Source organism: Ruegeria marisflavi (assembly GCF_025673445.1).
In the GTDB taxonomy this organism is placed as follows: domain Bacteria; phylum Pseudomonadota; class Alphaproteobacteria; order Rhodobacterales; family Rhodobacteraceae; genus Ruegeria_B; species Ruegeria_B marisflavi.
Genome location: NZ_JAOVQN010000026.1, coordinates 38,574 through 57,749 on the forward strand (window position 1 = coordinate 38,574; position 19,176 = coordinate 57,749).

17 protein-coding genes are annotated in these 19,176 nt (G+C 64.1%); 8 read left to right on the forward strand and 9 right to left on the reverse strand.

Going from position 1 to position 19,176, the window contains the following annotated elements:
• The first annotated feature begins 67 nt into the window (after positions 1-67).
• From hutI to OEZ49_RS19840, 5 genes are all read left to right on the forward strand, one after another.
• Positions 68-1,270: an imidazolonepropionase gene (gene hutI / locus OEZ49_RS19820; RefSeq protein WP_263389911.1), complete on the forward strand. Its 1,203-nt coding sequence runs from the start codon at positions 68-70 to the stop codon at positions 1,268-1,270.
• Positions 1,271-2,794 (forward strand): histidine ammonia-lyase, encoded by a 1,524-nt coding sequence (gene hutH, locus OEZ49_RS19825; protein WP_263389912.1) that lies wholly within the window; start codon positions 1,271-1,273, stop codon positions 2,792-2,794.
• Positions 2,791-3,570, forward strand: coding sequence for an N-formylglutamate deformylase (gene hutG / locus OEZ49_RS19830; protein WP_263389913.1), 780 nt, complete (start codon positions 2,791-2,793; stop codon positions 3,568-3,570). The genes hutH and hutG overlap by 4 nt, the downstream gene beginning before the upstream one ends.
• Positions 3,567-5,246, forward strand: a complete 1,680-nt coding sequence (hutU, locus tag OEZ49_RS19835) for a urocanate hydratase (RefSeq protein WP_263389914.1) — start codon at positions 3,567-3,569, stop codon at positions 5,244-5,246. Before hutG ends, hutU begins: the two co-directional genes overlap by 4 nt.
• A 136-nt stretch (positions 5,247-5,382) precedes the next feature.
• A complete protein-coding gene (locus OEZ49_RS19840) occupies positions 5,383-6,510 on the forward strand; it encodes an aminotransferase class V-fold PLP-dependent enzyme (protein WP_263389915.1) in 1,128 nt (375 codons plus the stop codon).
• A gap of 54 nt (positions 6,511-6,564) precedes the next feature.
• On the opposite strand, the gene OEZ49_RS19845 is transcribed toward OEZ49_RS19840, so the two are convergent.
• Both OEZ49_RS19845 and OEZ49_RS19850 read right to left on the reverse strand, forming a co-directional pair.
• The gene (locus OEZ49_RS19845) at positions 6,565-7,761 is read right to left on the reverse strand and encodes a UbiH/UbiF family hydroxylase (protein ID WP_263389916.1); all 1,197 of its coding nucleotides are present in this window, start codon (positions 7,759-7,761) and stop codon (positions 6,565-6,567) included.
• Between the two features lie 76 nt (positions 7,762-7,837).
• Positions 7,838-8,086, reverse strand: coding sequence for a hypothetical protein (locus tag OEZ49_RS19850; protein ID WP_263389917.1), 249 nt, complete (start codon positions 8,084-8,086; stop codon positions 7,838-7,840).
• A gap of 199 nt (positions 8,087-8,285) precedes the next feature.
• Here OEZ49_RS19850 and OEZ49_RS19855 point away from each other — a divergent pair, with 199 nt between their 5' ends.
• Positions 8,286-9,854, forward strand: a complete 1,569-nt coding sequence (locus OEZ49_RS19855) for a ComEC/Rec2 family competence protein (RefSeq protein WP_263389918.1) — start codon at positions 8,286-8,288, stop codon at positions 9,852-9,854.
• A gap of 6 nt (positions 9,855-9,860) precedes the next feature.
• Here OEZ49_RS19855 and OEZ49_RS19860 read toward each other — a convergent pair whose 3' ends face one another.
• Positions 9,861-10,505 (reverse strand): pyrimidine 5'-nucleotidase, encoded by a 645-nt coding sequence (locus OEZ49_RS19860; RefSeq protein WP_263389919.1) that lies wholly within the window; start codon positions 10,503-10,505, stop codon positions 9,861-9,863.
• Between the two features lie 100 nt (positions 10,506-10,605).
• Here OEZ49_RS19860 and OEZ49_RS19865 point away from each other — a divergent pair, with 100 nt between their 5' ends.
• Entirely contained in the window at positions 10,606-11,256 is a 651-nt protein-coding gene (locus OEZ49_RS19865) for a GntR family transcriptional regulator (RefSeq protein ID WP_263389920.1), read from the forward strand.
• 90 nt (positions 11,257-11,346) lie between these two features.
• Here OEZ49_RS19865 and OEZ49_RS19870 read toward each other — a convergent pair whose 3' ends face one another.
• Entirely contained in the window at positions 11,347-13,236 is a 1,890-nt protein-coding gene (locus tag OEZ49_RS19870) for a glycosyltransferase family 2 protein (RefSeq protein WP_317853189.1), read from the reverse strand.
• A gap of 101 nt (positions 13,237-13,337) precedes the next feature.
• Entirely contained in the window at positions 13,338-14,504 is a 1,167-nt protein-coding gene (carA, locus tag OEZ49_RS19875; protein WP_263389922.1) for a glutamine-hydrolyzing carbamoyl-phosphate synthase small subunit, read from the reverse strand.
• A 188-nt stretch (positions 14,505-14,692) separates the two neighbouring features.
• Here carA and OEZ49_RS19880 point away from each other — a divergent pair, with 188 nt between their 5' ends.
• Positions 14,693-15,172 (forward strand): GatB/YqeY domain-containing protein, encoded by a 480-nt coding sequence (locus OEZ49_RS19880; protein WP_263389923.1) that lies wholly within the window; start codon positions 14,693-14,695, stop codon positions 15,170-15,172.
• A 48-nt stretch (positions 15,173-15,220) separates the two neighbouring features.
• Here OEZ49_RS19880 and OEZ49_RS19885 read toward each other — a convergent pair whose 3' ends face one another.
• The 4 genes from OEZ49_RS19885 to OEZ49_RS19900 all read right to left on the reverse strand — a co-directional run bounded on the left by OEZ49_RS19885 (position 15,221) and on the right by OEZ49_RS19900 (position 18,975).
• Positions 15,221-15,973, reverse strand: coding sequence for a prephenate dehydrogenase (locus tag OEZ49_RS19885; RefSeq protein WP_263389924.1), 753 nt, complete (start codon positions 15,971-15,973; stop codon positions 15,221-15,223).
• A gap of 190 nt (positions 15,974-16,163) precedes the next feature.
• A complete protein-coding gene (locus OEZ49_RS19890; protein WP_263389925.1) occupies positions 16,164-16,643 on the reverse strand; it encodes a DUF2244 domain-containing protein in 480 nt (159 codons plus the stop codon).
• A 38-nt stretch (positions 16,644-16,681) separates the two neighbouring features.
• On the reverse strand, positions 16,682-17,596 hold the full coding sequence (locus OEZ49_RS19895) for a glycosyltransferase family 2 protein (RefSeq protein ID WP_263389926.1): 915 nt from the start codon (positions 17,594-17,596) through the stop codon (positions 16,682-16,684).
• 152 nt (positions 17,597-17,748) lie between these two features.
• Positions 17,749-18,975, reverse strand: a complete 1,227-nt coding sequence (locus OEZ49_RS19900; protein WP_263389927.1) for a flavin monoamine oxidase family protein — start codon at positions 18,973-18,975, stop codon at positions 17,749-17,751.
• Positions 18,976-19,176: the final 201 nt, after the last annotated feature.

Below are 19,176 nucleotides of genomic sequence, written 5' to 3' on the forward strand. Positions count from 1 at the left end.
TCTAATGTCTAGACATAATGATATTACTCACATACGTTACCCGCCAGCAAGAGGAGATGTGACGCGGATGGGCGACAAGTTGGATTATCTGCTGATCAACGCCCATTTGGCGACAATGACCGAAGGATCAGCGGGTTACGGCCTGAGGCGCGGGGCGCTGGCGGTGCGCGAAGGGCGAATCGCCGAGGTGCTGGAGCAAGGCGCGACGCTGCCCGAGGATTTGCCCCGGCGCGACCTGGGTGGGCGGCTGGTGACGCCGGCGCTGATCGACTGTCACACCCATCTGGTGTTCGGCGGCAACCGCGCCACCGAGTTCGAGATGCGGCTGAATGGCGCCACCTATGAAGAGGTCGCGCGCGCCGGGGGCGGTATCGTCTCGACCGTGCGCGCCACCCGCGCGGCCAGCGCCGAGGCGCTGGTAGCCGGAGCGTTGCCGCGCCTGGATGCGCTGATTGCCGAAGGGGCAGGGGCCGTCGAGATCAAGTCGGGCTACGGGCTGGATCTGGAGACCGAACTGTCCATGCTGCGCGCCGCCCGCGCGCTGGGCCAGCAGCGGCGGGTCACGGTGCGCACCACCTTTCTAGGCGCTCACGCGACGCCGCCCGAATACAAGGGGCGCGATGACGCCTATATCGACGAGGTCTGCATTCCCGCCCTGCGCGCGGCCCATGCCGAAGGGCTGGTCGATGCTGTGGACGGGTTCTGCGAGGGCATCGCCTTTTCGCCTGCGCAGATCGAGCGCGTGTTCCGGGTTGCTGCCGAACTGGGCCTGCCGGTCAAGCTGCATGCCGAACAGCTGAGCCATCTGGGTGGGACGCAACTGGCCGCGCGGTATGGCGCGCTGTCGGTCGATCACGTGGAATACGCCACCGAAGAGGACGCCCAAGCGCTGGCCGCGAGCGGCTCGGTCGCGGTGATCCTGCCCGGCGCCTTTTACACGATCCGGGAAACGCAACAGCCGCCCATCGCGCATTTCCGCGCCCACGGCGTGCCGATGGCGCTGGCGACCGATTGCAACCCAGGCTCGTCGCCGCTGACCTCGCTGCTCTTGACCATGAACATGGGCTGCACCCTGTTCCGAATGACCCCGGCCGAGGCGCTGGCGGGCGTGACCTGTCACGCCGCCCGCGCATTGGGCCTGGACGACCGGGGCCGCATCGCGCCGGGCCTGCGCGCCGATCTTGCCATCTGGGATGTCGAGACACCGGCCGAGCTGGCCTATCGCATCGGCTTCAACCCCCTGAACGAACGACTTATCGGAGAGCTCTGAATGATCTCGCTTAGCCCCGGGTCCACCGACCTGGCCACGCTCCGCAACATCTATCGTACCGGCGCGGCCGTCCGGCTGGACCCCACGGCGCGCGCGGGCGTCGATGCCGCCGCCGCCATGGTAGCCAAGGCCGCCGCGGGAGAAGCGGCCGTCTATGGTATCAACACCGGTTTCGGAAAGCTCGCCTCGACCAAGATCGCGGCCAAGGATACCGCCACCCTGCAACGCAACCTGATCCTCAGCCATTGCTGTGGTGTCGGCCAGCCCCTGTCCGAATCGCGCACGCGATTGATGATGGTGCTGAAGCTTTTGTCGCTGGGCCGGGGCGCCTCGGGCGTGCGCTGGCAGGTGATCGAGCTGATCGAGGCGATGCTGGAGCGCGGCGTGATCCCGGTGGTGCCCGAGCAGGGCTCGGTCGGGGCCTCGGGAGATCTGGCCCCGCTGGCGCATATGACGGCGGCGATGATCGGCGCCGGAGAGGCGATGTTTCAGGGCCGCCGCATGGCCGCGGAAAAGGCGCTGACCGAGGCCGGGCTGACCCCGGTCGTGCTGGGCCCGAAAGAGGGGCTGGGCCTGATCAACGGCACCCAGTTTTCCACCGCCAACGCGCTGGCGGGCCTGTTCGACGCCTGGCGCATGGCCGAGGCGTCAATGGTCATCGCCGCGCTCTCGACTGACGCCATTATGGGTTCGACCGCGCCGCTGGTGCCCGAGATCCACGCCCTGCGCGGCCATGCGGGCCAGATCGACGTGGCGCGCGGGATGCGCAAGCTGATGAAAGGCTCGGAAATCCGCGAGAGCCATCGCGAGGGCGATACCCGCGTACAGGATCCCTATTGCATTCGCTGCCAGCCTCAGGTCGTGGGCGCGGCGCTGGATGTGCTGCGCATGGCGGCGCGCACGCTCGAGATCGAGGCCAACGCGGTCACCGACAACCCGCTGGTTCTGGTTGAGCGGGGCGAGATCGTCTCGGGCGGCAACTTCCACGCCGAATACGTGGGCTTTGCCGCCGACCAGATCGCGCTGGCCGTGGCCGAGATCGGCGCCATCGCGCAGCGCCGGGTGGCGCTGATGGTCGACCCGACGCTGAGCCACGATCTGCCGCCGTTCCTGACCCCCGATCCGGGGCTGAACTCGGGCTTCATGATCGCCGAGGTGACGACGGCGGCGCTGATGAGCGAAAACAAGCATCTGGCCAACCCCTGCGTGACCGATTCGACCCCGACCTCGGCCAACCAGGAAGATCATGTCAGCATGGCCGCGCATGGCGCGCTGCGCCTGCGCCGGATGACCGACAATCTGTCGGTGATCCTGGGGGTCGAGCTGTTGTGTGCCGCACAGGGGATCGAGGCCCGCGCGCCGCTGGTCACGTCGGAGCGGTTGCAGGCGGTGATCGCCCATCTGCGCGCCCATGTGCCGACGCTGGCCGAAGACCGCTATCTGGCGCCCGATATCGAGACCGCCGCCGCCATGGTGCGTGACGGCGATATCGCGCGTGTGGCTGGGATGGAGGTGGCGGCATGATCGAGGTTACCCGCGCCGACAGCCCGCTGGTGCTGGGCCTGCCGCATACCGGCACCGATCTGCCCGACGGAATTGCCGGACGGCTGAACGACACCGGCCGCGCGCTGGCCGATACCGATTGGCACATTCACGACCTTTACGCGGAGCTGGTCCCGGCAACGACGGTGCGCACTACCGTGCATCGCTATGTGATCGACGTGAACCGCGACCCTGACGGGGTCAGCCTCTATCCCGGTCAGAACACCACCACGCTCTGCCCGCTGACCGATTTTGATGGAAACCCGATCTGGCGCGCGGGGCAGGAACCCGACGCCGCCGAGATCGCGCACCGTCGCGACGCCTGGCACGCGCCCTATCATGCGGCGTTGACGGCCGAGATGGAGCGGGTGCGAGCGATCCACGGATTTGCGGTGCTCTACGACTGCCACTCAATCCGCAGCCATATCCCGTTCCTGTTCGAGGGCACCTTGCCCGACTTCAACATCGGCACGAACGAGGGCACCACCTGCGCTGCGGAGATCGAATGTGGCGTGTTGAAAGTTTGTTCCAATACAGAGGGTTACACGCACATCCTCAACGGTCGCTTCAAGGGTGGCTGGACCACCCGCCACTATGGTCGCCCGGCCGAAGGGCAACACGTCATCCAGATGGAACTGGCGCAATCCACCTATATGACCGAGGCCGCGCCCTGGACCTATCTGCCCGATCGCGCAGACCGCCTGCGCGCCCATCTCACCCAGATCCTGACCCTGCTCACAGAATGGAGGCCGGCATGACCGATCCCCGCAAGAATACCCGCGACATCTATCCCGCCACCGGTACCGAGATCACCGCCAAAAGCTGGCTAACCGAGGCGCCGATGCGGATGCTGATGAACAACCTGCATCCCGACGTGGCCGAAAACCCGCATGAACTGGTGGTATACGGCGGCATCGGCCGGGCCGCGCGCACCTGGGAGGATTTCGACCGTATTGTCGCCAGCCTGCGCGAATTGGACGAGGACCAGACCCTGTTGGTGCAGTCGGGCAAGCCGGTAGGCATCTTTCGCACCCACAAGGATGCCCCCCGCGTACTGATCGCAAACTCGAACCTGGTGCCGCATTGGGCCACTTGGGACCATTTCAACGAGCTGGATAAAAAGGGCCTGGCCATGTACGGTCAGATGACCGCCGGATCGTGGATTTACATTGGAACCCAAGGCATTGTGCAGGGAACTTACGAGACCTTTGCCGAGGCCGGACGCCAGCATTACAACGGTGACCTGACCGGCAAATGGATCCTGACCGGGGGGCTTGGCGGTATGGGGGGCGCGCAGCCGCTGGCTGCCGTGTTCGCCGGGGCGTGCTGTCTGGCCGTGGAGTGCAACCCGGATTCGATCGACTTCCGCCTGCGCACCAAGTACCTGGATGAGAAGGCCGAGACACTGGACGAGGCGCTTGAGATGATCGACCGCTGGACCAAGGCGGGCGAGGCAAAATCGGTGGGCCTTTTGGGCAATGCCGCCGATATCTTCCCCGAGATCTATACCCGGATGCAGGCGGGCGGCATGCGCCCCGACATCGTCACTGACCAGACCAGCGCCCATGACCCGCTGAACGGCTATCTGCCGCAGGGTTGGAGCATGGCGGAATGGCGCGCGGCCCGCGAGAGCGACCCGAAACGGGTCGAAGCGGCCGCACGGGCCAGCATGCGCACCCATGTCGAGGCGATGGTGAACTTCTGGAACGCGGGCGTGCCGACGCTCGACTATGGCAACAACATCCGCCAGGTGGCGCTGGACGAAGGGTTCGAGAACGCCTTTGCCTTCCCGGGTTTTGTGCCCGCCTATATCCGCCCGCTGTTCTGCAAGGGCATCGGCCCGTTCCGCTGGTGCGCCCTGTCGGGCGACCCCGAGGATATCCTGAAGACCGATGCCAAGATGAAGGAGCTGTTCCCGGAGAACGAGCACCTGCATCGCTGGCTCGACATGGCGCAGGAACGGATTGCGTTCCAGGGATTGCCGGCGCGGATCTGCTGGATTGGTCTCGGCGACCGGCACCGGGCGGGGCTTGCCTTTAACGAGATGGTGCGCAACGGCGAGCTGAAAGCCCCCATCGTGATCGGCCGCGACCATCTGGACAGCGGCTCGGTCGCAAGCCCGAACCGCGAGACCGAGGCGATGATAGACGGCTCGGACGCGGTCAGCGATTGGCCGCTGCTGAATGCGCTGTTGAACACCGCGTCGGGCGCGACCTGGGTGTCGCTGCATCATGGCGGCGGCGTCGGCATGGGCTTTTCCCAGCATTCCGGTATGGTGATCTGCTGCGACGGGACCGCAGACGCCGACCGCCGCATCGGCAACGTGTTGTGGAACGACCCCGCAACCGGCGTCATGCGGCATGCCGATGCGGGCTATGACATCGCCCGCGACTGTGCCCGCGAACATGGGCTGGACCTTCCGGCGATCCTGTAACGGGGGAGGGGCTCTGCCCCTCTTGGCCTGCGGCCAATTCACCCCGGAGTACTTGCCGCGGAATGAAGGTGAATTGGCCCCTTTACCTTGGGACCGGGGCGGGTAGTCTTTGGGTAAACCTCAAAAGGATATGCCCATGCCCGCCCTGCTTGATACCGTCGATCCCAACGGGCTCGAAGAGTTCTCCGTCGTTTTTACCGACCGCTCGCTCAATCATATGTCGGCCAGTTTTCAGCAGGTGGTGCGTGACATCTCCGAGATGTTGCGCGGGGTCTACAATGCCGATGGCGCAGCTATCATTCCCGGCGGTGGCACTTTTGCGATGGAGGCGGTCGCGCGCCAGTTCGCCAGGGGTGCGCGGGTGCTGGTGGTGCGCAACGGCTGGTTCTCGTACCGCTGGAGCCAGATCATCGAATCCGGCGGCCTGACCGCCGAAACAACGGTGATGAAGGCACGCCGCAGCGGTAATGAAAGCACCGCTCCCTTCGCTCCGGCCCCGATCGAGGATGTCGTGGCGGCCATCCGTGAGCAGAAACCCGATGTGGTCTTTGCCCCGCATGTGGAAACCGCCGCCGGGGTGATCCTGCCCGACGATTACATCACCGCCATGGCGGCCGCCGCGCATGAGGTGGGCGCGCTGATGGTGCTCGATTGTATCGCCTCGGGCTGCGTCTGGGTCGACATGAAGGCGACCGGCGTCGACGTACTGATCTCGGCGCCGCAAAAGGGCTGGAGCGCCTCGCCCTGCGCCGGTCTGGTGATGCTGTCCGAGCGCGGAGAGGCACGGCTGGCCGAGACGCAGTCGGACAGTTTCGCCGTCGACCTGAAGAAATGGCGCGACATCATGAAGGCCTACGAGGGTGGTGGGCATGCCTATCACGCCACCATGCCCACCGATGCGCTGCGCGCCTTCCGCGACACCATGGCCGAAACCCGCGATTATGGATTCGACAAACTGCGCGAGGCGCAATGGGCGCTGGGCAACGGGGTGCGTGCGCTGCTCAAGGGCAAGGGCATCGTTTCGGTCGCCGCCGAAGGGTTCGGCGCCCCGGGCGTGGTGGTGAGCTATACCAGCGACCCCGATATCCAGAACGGCAAAAAATTCGCGGCCCTGGGTATGCAGATCGCGGCCGGGGTACCGTTGCAATGCGACGAACCGGCCGATTTCCGCACCTTCCGGCTGGGTCTCTTCGGTCTCGACAAGCTCTATGATGTCGACGGTACGATTGACCGGCTGAAACGCGTGCTCGACCAGATGCTCTGACTCTGGCTTCTTTCTGGTCGAAATACTCCGGGGTCCGGGGCAGCGCCCCGGGGCTCACCGCACGCCCAGACCCATCTGCATCAGGGTCCGGCGGATCGGCGCCAGCCAATAGAGCGCATTCAGCCCCATCGCGCGCGCGTCCCGCAAGGGGCGTGCCTCGACCATCGAGGCGCGATTGAGCAGGTCGATGCCCTTCACCCGCAGCTCAATCTCGGCGCGTCGGGCCTTGTGATAGGCGGCCAGCATCTGGTCATCGCCCAGACCTTCGGGCCGGGCCTGTGCCAGCTCCAGCAATGTGCGCAGGTCGCCCAGCGACATGTTCAACCCCTGGGCGCCGATGGGCGGCACCACATGCGCCGCCTCGGCCATCAGCGCGATTCGCTCGCCCGAGAGCCGCTCTGCCGATTGGCTGATGATCGGCCAGATGGTCCGGCGCGAGGCCAGTTTCAGCGGCCCGAAGAGGCCGCAGGACCGTTCCGTCATCGCCGCTTCAAACGTCTCGGGTTGCATTTCGAAGAGTTCCAATGCGCGCGGCCCCCGCTCCATCCAGACCACGGCGGACGAGGGCTGCCCCTGCCAATCGGGCAGGGGTACCAGCGTGAAGGGCCCGCCCGAGCGGTGGATCTCGGTCGAGACATTCTGATGCGCAATCGGGTGGGTGACGGCAAAGGCCAGCGCCTTTTGCCCGTAGCGGGTGGTCTTCACCCCGATCCCCGCCGCCTCGCGCATGGGCGAGTTGCGCCCGTCGGCGGCCAGCACCAGCCTGCAGGTCACGCGGGACCCGTCGCTCAGCCCCACGCGGGCCTCGGAGGTGCGTGTGAACAGGCTGGTGGTGGCGGTGCCGGGGCGGAAATCCACATTGGGCAGCTCGGCCAGCCGTGCCACCATCTCGCGCCGCAGCAGCCAGTTGGGCAGGTTCCAGCCAAAGGGCTTGTCGCTCAGATCGGCGGCGTTGAAATCGCGCACCACGCGCGGTTCGGGCACCTCGCCGCCCGCATCGACGATGCGCATGATCTGTAAGGGGGCGGCATGATCGGCCAGTCTGGTCCAAAGGCCGCAGTTTTCCAGCAGCACTTGCGCCGGTTGCAGGAATGCGGTGGTGCGCAGGTCCGATCCGTCCACGTCGCGTTCGGTCACCGGCGGGGCGGGGTCGACACAGATCACCGAGAACCCGGCGCTGCCAAAGGCCGCCGCCGCAGTCAGCCCGGCGATGCCGCCGCCGGAAATCAGGATGTCGCAGCTCTCTTGCATGGGCAGGCTCCGTCTGTTGCGCGGCACCCTATGCCGGATCGCGTCAGGGTGCCAAGCGACATCCTGTCCGGTGGTCTCAGCCGCGGCTAATCAGGATCAAGAGCGTCCAGATCACCGGCACCAGCGCCAGCGCCGGGATATAGAGGCCGGGGATTCCAAAGAGCAGGATGGCGATGCCCCACAGGCTGAGCCCGGCGGCGATGGCGTAATAGATGTTGTCGCTGTCGCCATAGGTCACTTCTTTGGCGATGCGGCCCAGCAGGGGAACAGAAAACAGCAGGCGCTGGCCCAGGGGCAGGTCGCGGGGCAGGTCGATGGCGCTCATCTTAGGTCCTTTTTGATATCTGTCAGGGGGCAGATAGGTGTTGGAACCTGAGTCCAAAGGTCACCTTTTGCCGCAGTGCAACGCGATGCCGCATCCCCTGCGGCGCGGTGCCGCTGATCGCGCCGAGCGGAGCAGAGATGCGCGGCGACTCTGCTTTTGTGCTATCATCCGGGAATTGTATTGAGGGCGGAGATTTCCTATGACGCTGAAATATGCGCGCGGTCCGGTCAGCTACCTTTACCGCGATATTGAAAAGAACGGCAAAACCAGTCGCCGCAAGGTGAAACAGGTGCTTTGGGGAGACTGGATCGATGTCCGCGATCCGCTCGATGCCACCTGGACCCATGTCCGCTATGGCAAGAAACCCTATCTGATGAAACGCGCCGAGTTGCAGGAGGAGCGGGTGCTGGAGCTGATCTTTCTCGACATCGGCCAGGGCGATGCCTGTATCGTGACCGAACCGGGCCATCACCACCCGCCGCGCGTGATGGTGATCGATGCCGGGATCGGGCGCAACACCAACGGGTTTCTCAACTGGCGGTTCCGCGATTTCGACAATTCGGGCCAGATCCACGCCGCCATCGTCACCCACCCGGATGCCGATCACTATCGCGGTTTCCAGCCGATCTTCGAGAACCGCCGCCTGCGGATCGAGCATGTCTATCACAGCGGGCTGGTCGAGCGGGTGGGCGACGATCTGCTGGGGCCCGAACAAGGCGGTTATCTGACCGATATCGTGGAGACCGACGCACAGATGCGGGCGCTGTTGTCCGATCCCGTGCGGCGCGGGGGCAAGCAGTACCCCCGCCTGATGCAGACCGCGCTGGAAACGGATCGGATCGGCCCGGTCACCGCGCTGACCACCGCCCATGCGGTGCAGGAGGACGGGCGCGCCTGGCTGCCGGGGTTTGCCCCTGCTGACGGCGGGCTGGTGACCATCGAGGTGCTGGGGCCTGTGGTTGAACCCGATGCCGCGGGACAGCCGCGCCTGCGCGCCTTTGGCGACAGGCCGACCTCGCGGTCGATGGATGATGGCAAGACCAAGAACGGCCATTCGGTGTTGTTGCGGCTGGATTTCAACGGGTTCCGGGTGCTGTTCGGCGGCGATCTGAACACGTCGGCCGAGTGCTTTCTGATGCAGCATTATGGCGGCGTACCGGTCTCGGCGCCGCTGACGGCGACCGAGACCGAACTGGAGGCGATCGCCAGGCCCGATGCGATCACGGCTGCCGCCGAGCGGTTCGGCGTCGATCTGATGAAGACCTGCCATCATGGCTCGTCCGATGTGACCGAAGAGTTTCTGTTCGCCGCCCATCCGGCAGCCTATGTTGTGTCCTCGGGCGATGAGGAGGGGCATGTGCATCCGCGCCCCGACCTTCTTGGGCTGTTGGGTAAGACCGGCGCCGGGGCGCGGCCGTTGATCCTGTCCACTGAACTCCTGCGCTCGACCCGCGAGCGCGAGCGCGATGACCTGCGCCCGGCGCTCGACCGGCTGAACGGGCGGATCGAGGCCGAGCTGGCCAAGGGTGCGACGGCGGATGCAGCAGCGCTGACCGAGATGCGTGCGGCCAAGCGCAAACTGCTGGACGAAGTGTTTCGCCGCAACGTGGGCGTCTATGGGGCCATCAACCTGCGCACCGACGGGCGCGACGCGGTGATCGCTTTTCGTAAGGAAAAAGCGCCCGCGCACCGGCGCTGGTTCTATTACGAGATGCAACGCGACCCCGAAAGCGGCGGGTTCCTGCCCGTGCTGGGCGACGGGCACTGAGCGCCGTCAGGTCAGCCGGGAGAGAAAGCCGGTCAGATCGTCGGTGTGGTGATGAATATGGTCGGCCGGATGCGGATCGGGGGCCACATGCACGGTGCGCATCCCCATCTCGTGCGGGGCGCTCAGGTTGCGGGGGTCGTCCTCGAACATGGCGGCGCGCTCGGGGATCACGCCATCGCGGGTGAACACCTCTTCGAATGCCGCGCGCTCGGGCTTGGGCCGGTAGCCTGCATGTTCGACACCATAGATGGCATCGAATAGGCCAGTCAGCCCGCGCGCGGCCAGCACCCGTTCGGCATAGGGGGCCGAACCGTTGGTATAGACGATGCGGCGGCCGGGAAGCGCGCGGATATGCCCGGCCAGCGCCGGGTCGGGTGTCATGTGGCTCATATCCACCTCATGCACCGCCACCAGATAGGGATCGGGGTCAAGCCCGTGTTCGCGCATCAGCCCGGCGAGCGTTGTGCCGTATTGCCGCCAGTACTGCGCGCGCAGGCGGTCGGCCTCGGCCCGGGTGATGCCGAGCGCCTCCATCACATAGGCGGTCATCCGCACTTCGATCTGGTCGAAGAGCCGCATCGCGGGCGGATAGAGGGTGTTGTCGAGATCGAACACCCAGGTCGTCACATGAGAGAAAGCATCGCGCACCATGGCCTGGACTTAGGCCAGATCCTCCCTCATTTCAACGCCCGCACTTGATCCGTGGGGCAGGCGGCGGCTAGACAGGATGGAACAGGGAGACAAGAAACAGATGAGCCAGAGCCGCCCGGCGCAGAAAGACGCCTATCACCTGATCCTCGAAGCCATCGATAGCGGCATCTACAAGCCTGGCGACCGGCTGGTGGAAAGCGAGTTGGCGGAGCGGTTCGGAGTGTCACGCACACCCATCCGTGAGGCGCTGCAACGGCTCGAGACCCAGTCGCTGCTGGAACGCGACGGGCGGTCGATGATCGTGGCCTCGCTGGATCACAACCAGATGGCCGAGCTTTATCAGGTGCGGCGCGAGTTGGAGGGGCTGGCCGCGCGGCTGGCTGCGCGCCACGCCACCGCCGAAGAGATCGAGGTATTGCGCGACATGGTCGAAGCCGATGACAAGCTGGTGGGCGACCCGCAGGCGCTGAGCCGCGCCAACCGCCGGTTTCACGAACAGATCCACCTCGCCTCGCATAACCGGTACCTGGTGCAGCAGCTTGACCTTGTTCATCGGACCATGGCCTTGATGGCGACGACCTCGCTGGCCGCCGAGGGGCGGGGCCAGATCGCACAGGGCGAACACAAGGGTATTGTCGAGGCGATCGCCGCCCGTAACGAAGAAGGCGCGGCGGAGGCGCTCAAGGATCACATCTCGATCGCCTTCATGACGCGGCTCAAGCTGGACGCCGGTCGCCGCGAACGACGTTGAGGCTGGGTGCTGAACAGGATTTCGCGGAAATCCTGTCCACAAGGTTTTTTCAAAACCTTGTCGCGACTTGGTCGCGATACCGCGCCCATGTCAGCCAGATGCCTCTTCGTCCGCCTGGCCATGCTGCGTCTTGTCCCAGAAGAACGGTTTCACGATCATTTCGTACAGCGCCTTGTAGGCCGCTACCACGCCGAGCGGGAAGTAGAGCGGCATGCTGATCACCCAGGGCACCAGAAACCGCCTTTCCCGTCCGGACACGGCGATCAGACCGGCGACGAGGGCCAGCATCTCGGTCGCCAGGAACACGGAGGTGCAGGCGGTCAGGGTTGCAGGTGTCAGCACCGCCGTCAGCGGGTGCGGCAGGCCCAGAAGCAACAGCCAGAACGACCACAGCACCGGTGCCAGCAGGAATTGCGCCAGGGTGCCCAGAAAGAACGCCTGTACCCCAAGGAAACGTGCCGGACCCAGATCGGCCCAGAGCCGTCGGGGCGACCGCATATGCACAAGATAGGTTACCATGAACCCCTTGAGCCAGCGGGAGCGCTGTTTGACCCAGGGCCAGGAACGGAAATTCGCCTCTTCATAGGTGACCGTGTCGATCAGCTCGGTCCGGTACCCGGCGCGGCAGAGCCGCACGCCCAGATCGGCATCCTCGGTCACGTTATGCGCGTCCCAACCGCCCAATTGCTCAAGCGCCGCGCGACGGAAGAAAAGAGTGGTTCCTCCTAGCGGTACCACCAGCCCAAGTCGGGCGATTCCAGGCAAGATGATGCGGAACCAGCTGGCATATTCGATGGTGAAACAGCGCGCCCGCCAGCTGCTGCGCGGGTTGTAATAGTCGAGTATCCCTTGCAGGCAGACCACGTCGCGGGGAGCCCTGGCAAAGCGTTCGGCGACATGTTCCAGCTGATCGGGCATGGGGGCGTCCTCTGCATCCCAGACACCGATGATCTCGCCCCGGCAGAAATCCAGCGCATAGTTCATCGCACGCGGCTTGGTGGTTAGGCCGGAATGGACCGGCACCTCGATTACCCGCATCCAGTGCGGCAGAACGCAGTTTGCCAGTGTTTCGCGCGTTAACTGGTCCTTCTCTTCCAGCACCAGGATCACGTCCAGCAGCGCCTTGGGGTAGGTCAGCCGGCTTAGCCGTGCAACCAGAGCGCCTGCGATCTCGCGCTCCTTGTAGAGGGGCACAAGCACCGAGATCTTGGGCAGTCGCAGCCCCCTCTGTACAGCCCCGCCGGGCTCTGTCCGGCTCGGCGCGGTGAGATGGGCCTGGTTCAACAGATGCGCGACCAGTGCCGCCGCTTTCAAACCGGTGAATAGAAGAAGCGACACAACCGCGGCAAGAAAAAGAAGTGCTAGTCCGTGCAATGGCGCCAGACAGAAGGCCACGATCAGCAAGGCAAGGGCTAGGACCGCAGGCAGCCGGGTAGCAAGCCGCCAGTCACGGCAACTGTAGAACCTGTCGACACGAGACTCGGTCAGCCTTGCCAATGTCGCCGAGTAACATTCGGCCAGCGCCGCTTCGATCTGGTCGTGACTAGCCAGCGCGGGCATCAAAAGGACGCCCGGGTCGGCCAACTCGGCGCGTATCTCGTCGAACCGGTCGGGACGGGATGTGGCAATGATCACCATCGGTCCAATTTGCATCCAAGGAATTGCACCGTGCCGAAGCCAGAACGTATGGGATTTCGACCCGCACAAGCCCGGGCGCGGCGGATCCAGCGCCAGATCGGCCCATTGCACCCCATTTTGCAGAGCCAGGGCGCGTAGGATGTCGGTCGGCTCGGCCCACCCTTCGGCAACCAGGATTTCGCCAATGGGGGCGTTCAGGCGAAGTTGCAATTGCAGCGCCGCAAGCAGTTGTTCCTGGGTGATGACGCCGCTGCGCACCAGGTAGCGGCCCAGCGGCAGGTACTCGGCGAAAACGGGCCATGCCGCGACCGGAGAACTCAGCCTGAGTTGAAGCTCGCTCACACTGCAAAACCCTGACATCCAAAGCGAGTGTCAGGGTTGCGCGTTTCAGGTTAATAGACCGTTAAGATCATTCAAAACGGCGCGAACCGCCATATTAGTGATCAGGCGGTTGCCTTGCGCATGTCCATCGCGTCGGAAAACCGTTCGAACAGATAGAAACTGTCCTGTGGGCCGGGGCTTGCCTCGGGGTGATATTGCACCGAGAATACCGGCCGTTCGCTCATCCGGATGCCGCAGTTCGACCCGTCGAAGAGCGAGCGGTGGGTTTCGATAACGCCATCGGGCAGAGTCTGGGCGTCCACAGCAAAGCCGTGGTTCATCGAGGTGATCTCGACCTTGCCGGTTTCCAGATCCTTGACCGGGTGGTTGGCGCCGTGATGGCCGTGGTTCATCTTCACCGTGCGTCCGCCCAGCGCCAGGGCCAGCATCTGATGCCCCAGGCAGATGCCGAATACCGGCAGGTCCGTGGTGTCCAGGATCTCGCGGATCATCGGCACCGCATAGGTGCCGGTTGCCGCCGGATCGCCCGGACCGTTGGACAGGAACACGCCGTCGGGGGCGTGGGCCAGCACCTCGGCAGCGGTGGAAGTGGCAGGCAGCACGGTGACGTCGCAACCGGTCGAGGCAAGGCAACGCAGGATGTTGCGCTTGGCGCCGAAATCGAGCGCGACCACCTTGTGTTTGGGGGTCTCTTGCCGGGTGTAACCCTGGGGCCAGGCCCAGCGCATCTCGTCCCAGCGATAGCTTTGCGCACAGGTCACGTCCTTGGCCAGATCCATGCCTTCGAGGCCCGGCCAGGACCGTGCGGCGGCGACCAGCGCCGCGATGTCGAACTTGCCCTCGGGGTCATGCGCCAGCGCCACATGTGGCGCGCCCTGTTGGCGGATGGCGCGGGTCAGGCGGCGGGTGTCGATGCCGCCGATGGCGATCCGGCCGCGCCGGGCCAGCCAGCCTTTCAGCTCTTCCGCCGCGCGCCAGTTCGATGGCTGCGTCGGATCCCATTTCACCACCATGCCGGCAGCGACCGGATCGGCGGTCTCGTCATCCTCGGGGGTGACGCCCACATTGCCGATATGGGGGAAGGTGAATGTCACGATCTGACCCGCATAAGAGGGGTCTGTCATGATCTCCTGATATCCCGTCATCGCGGTGTTGAAACACAGCTCGGCCACGGTCTGACCGGTGGCGCCAAAGCCTGTGCCGTAGAATATCGTCCCATCGGCGAGCGCCAGGCATGCGGTGGGCTTGGACGTGGCGTTCTGGGCCATGACGCGACTCTCCTGTCTGGGTAAACGGTCGCATACCTAAGGGGGTTGTGGGGCCGGGTCAAGCCCGATCAAATTTTGGGCTATTGTTATTTTTCAGTAACTTAACATGTTTCACCTCCTGTTGTGCCGGGCATTTTCTTTCGTTATGTTTCGGATCTTGAGCAATCTCATGGGGATGGGAACAGCATATGGACATGCGAACCCGGGTGAATACCGCGTTGAAACAGGCGATGAAGGACAAGGAAGCCGCCCGCCTCTCAACGCTGCGCCTGATCAATGCTGCGATCAAGGACCGCGATATCGCAGTGCGCGGTGCCGGTGGCGAGGATGGGGCGTGCTGCGGCGATGCCGAAGTGCTGGCGATCCTTGGCAAGATGACCAAACAGCGTCAGGAAAGCGCCCGCGCCTACGAGGAAGGCGGCCGCCTTGACCTGGCCGAGCGCGAGCGCGAGGAAATCTCGGTGATCGAGGAATTCCTGCCCAAGCAGCTGGACGAGAACGAAGTCGAAAAAGCGGTGCGCGAGGCGATCACCGCAACGGGTGCGGGATCGATCCGCGATATGGGCAAGGTGATGGGCGAGCTGAAGTCACGCTATACAGGCCAGATGGATTTCGGCAAGGTGGGCCCGATGGTCAAGGACCAGCTCTGCGCCAGCGGCAACTGTTGATCCACGCCTATTTGTTAAAAATGAAAGGCCCGCTTGCGCGGGCCTTTTTCAATCCGGTCTGGCATAGGCGCGGTCCAGCCCGGCGATCAAAGCCTGGAACTCCGCCCGCACCGGCGCGGCAAAGGGGTTGGCGCTTTCGATCGCGGCCAACACGCCGGGCGGATCGTGGCGGACCATCTCGGTCGCCTGCATCAGCAGATCGAAACTGGCCGTGGTCATACGGCTGGGCAAGGGGCCCATCCGGGTCAGCGCCTGCGCGATCAGATGCGTCAGCCCCTGAACCGTCGCCGCCTCACGGTCATGCGCCTCTGGTGTGGTGACGATCACCTGCAACCCCAGTCGCGCGCGCAGAAAGGCCGCCACCGGCAAGTGGACCTTGCCCCGGATCGGGCAGATGGCGATCTTGCGGCCCACGATGCCGTCTCGCGCGCTCTGCGGGCCGAACAGCGGATGGGTGCCCACTAGTCCCACATGCTCGGGCAGATGCGCCTGCATGATGGCGGCCGGGGCCAGCTTGACCGAGCCTACGTCGACCACCACAGTGCCGGGTCGCAGATGGGGTGCGATGGCACGGCAGGCCGCCGCCATTTCGGTGACCGGCATCGCCAGGATCACCAGATCGCAACTGGCAGCTTCCGCAAAGCTGGTGGCGGATGCGCCTGTCGGCAGGGTGGCCCCTTGCGGCAGAGCAGGATCATGAACCAGGCAGGGCAGATGCGGGGCAAGGTGGGCGGCGATCAGCCGCCCAAAGGCACCAAAGCCCAGAAGGCCGATTGAGGAGAAGGTGAGGTGACAGGACATGGTAGGCTCCGAAGGGGGCCGCGATGCCGGGTCATGGGGTCTGGGCTGTGGAATGTTCGGACCGCCGGATCGCGGCGGTTGAACAGGAATTGCAGCCGCCGTTATGGAAGCGGCGGATAATAGACGGTGCTGATGAGGGCGCGTGTCTGTTGCATGAGGGCTGAGTAGCGGTCCGGGGGGACCCTGTCAATCACTGTGCCAGTGCCCGTTGCAGATCGTCGTAGAGCGCGATCCGCTCGTCCTCGGACAGGAAGGCGCCGATCTCGACCTCGCGCCCGGCGCCCTGGAGGGTCACGTAATGCGGCACCGGACCACCCTGCGGGTGCATCGTGGCGCGCGCCCAGTACCGGTTGCAGTCCCATTCCTGCGCCGGGCCACGCGGGTTGTGCCGCACCAGATGCGCCCGCTCGGGATCGAGCGTCAGCACCTCCAGAACGCGGCGCTGGCGATAGTTCATCTCGATCGCCAGCCACACTCCCGCGACCGAGATCAACAGAAACGGCAGCAACCCCCACAGAAGCTTGGACCCGAGTACCGCGATCAGGGGCATCGAACCAAAGGCGAAGAGCGTCAGGATGAACGCGGCCGCCTCACGCGGAGGCAGCGAATTATGCGGCCAAAGATGCAGTTCCTGCGCGCTGTCTGCACGCTGCTTCCAGTCATAGGGCATGGGCGAAATTTATCACGTGCGCGGATGGCGTCCAGTGCTCAGCCTAGCCTTTCGACCTCGTGGTACTGAAGCAGGTCAAACGCCTCCATCCGGGTGCGCAGGCTGTCGGACAGTAGGCTGACCCGGTCGTAGAACCCGCTCAAGATCGTAACCAGATCCTCCTCGGCCAGATACTCTTGGCCGGTGGTTTCCGGTGCTACCAAAGGTAACAGATCATAGCTTCCCGTCCGCAGGTTATAGCCGGAGTCGCACATCTTTACCATCGTGCGCTTTACCCAGAGATCGCGGTTCTCGCAATGCATATGGGCGATATGGGCCTCGTTCAGTTCGAAGATCTCGTTGTGGATCTCGGGCGCCGAGGGGCGCGGGAAATGGATTCCATGGCTCCAGCCAGGAAGGCCCGCTCGCAGGATGGATTTGCCTTGGTAATGCCCGAACAGCCCATTGCGAAAAACTTGCAAGTCGTCGCCATAGACATGTAGTCGGGCCCGGAACTTGAGATGCCGGACCGAGCGCCGAAAGGGCACTGGCCCATCGTGGCCATGGGGAACCAGCATCGGTTCCACCGTGCCTAGATGCGCGGTTTGAAACCCGCTGGGGACGCGGGCCAACAGTTCCCCCAGCGTCGCGCCTTGTGTCAGCACCAGCTCGTCGGCGTCGAAATGCGCCTGCCAGTCGGTCAGGCAGCGCTCATAAGCGACCCTTCCGTTTACCAGTTGCCGCCGTTCAACATAGGGAGGTCTACGCCGGTTCAACCCCTCCCAATAGGCAGCGTCACACCGCTGTGCAATCACGCCGGGTTGGTTGGCAAAGTCGTCATATGTCTGGTCGTCCCCCTTGTCGAAAAACAGGTGAACGTAGCTGGCCCCCATGGCCAGATTGTGTTCGACGAACCGCCGAAGAATTTCGACGGGTTCGCACACCATGGAGAAAACGCTCCATGTTTGCCGCATCACTGCCTCGTGTTTGTTTTTGTTTTATTAAAAGACGCCATAAATTGGCGTGTCTGGCCAGCGCGGCGGCGCATCCACCGAGTTGCCAGCCCGAAAACGTTGGATTTTTGCAACGCTTGGCTCTGATCGCGCAGTTCCGAGGTCGGGTATCGTTAAATTGTGTTCAGTACGTCCCGCGCGACGGATTCGCCCGAAAGGCGCGCGCCACCCGCTGTTTGCATCAGGGCGCCTGCCAGTGCTTCGCCGGCGAACCAGATACGCTCTCCGACCGGTTCAGCAAGAATCGACCGCGCTTCGGCACGTCCCGGTCGCGCCGAGGCATACGCCCCCCGTGTGCGCCGCTCGCCGCCCCAATTGGTCATCAGGCTGCGGCCAACACGTTTGCGGAACACTGACCCGAAAATATCAACCAAACGGTCTGTCACAAAGTCCACAGCGGCGTCCTTGCCCACAGTTTCGATTTCCCATGCGAAGTCACCTCCGACAAATCCGACCATTAGGGGCAGGTTGAACGGAAAACACAGAAAGTACAGGTCGTGACGGGCGTGGCGTTCGATCAAGAGGTCATCGAACGGGTTGATCCCGGGGATGCCGCCGTGGATTTCGACCGGAATCTTGGTCAAAAGCCCCATTGGCAGATCGAACGCCGCCTCGAAATGCCGAACCGGCAAAGCAGGCGTGAAGCGGATATCCTCGAACGCCAGTACACCTGTCGAAACGGTCACGATCGCGGCCTGCGCGCGGACAGTTCCGCGCGACGTTTCGACCTCGACATCGGGGCCGGACCAATCGATCCGGGTCACCACCGTATTCAGGTTGACCGGCACATCGGCAGCCCAGGCCGCGATCAGGGCGCCGAAACCCTCGCGTGTGAAGTAGTCTGGATAAAGATCGGCAGCGGCATTGAAGTCCTCGACCGAAATCTCATCGGCATCCTTGCCGAAATCCATGGGCCCGGCATAGGTGGCGCTTGCCCGCATCGCGCCGCCCTGGTCAAGCAGCGAAGACAGCCTGTCATCTGCCGCCCCGCCAGCCAAGGCCTGAGCTACGCGGGCGTCGGCGGCGGATACCGAAGCCAGTTCATCGGCGGTGGCCTTGCGTGATCCGAAGTAGAGATGGTCCAGACCCATGTTGTGCATGTGGGTTGTCCATCCAAGCCGCTCAGCATCTGACATAAAGGGGTTTCGGTCGCCTGCGTGCAGCCACGCGCATCCGATGTCAAACGGGACGCCGAAATCTTCGCTCCGTGTCCAGGACCGTCCACCGATCCTGTCCATCGCTTCCAGAACCCGAACCTCGCGCCCCGCTGCGCGAAGCGTTTTAGCGGCGGCCAATCCCGCCGCTCCGGCCCCGACAATCACGACATCAACGTCAGTCATCGCAGTCTCCAGACCTTTGAGACAAACATGACAAGTAAACGGAAGTGACGCAACGATCCAGTTTGTGGCTTGTATGGCGTGCGAAGTTAATGTGATCGACTCGGGTCTTGCCAGATCTTCCGCTTAGGGTCTGTTGAGATTCAGGATTCCCATCTGGTCTAGGTTCTGATTCAAACTCCCAAAAGGGAGGTCTGAATGGAC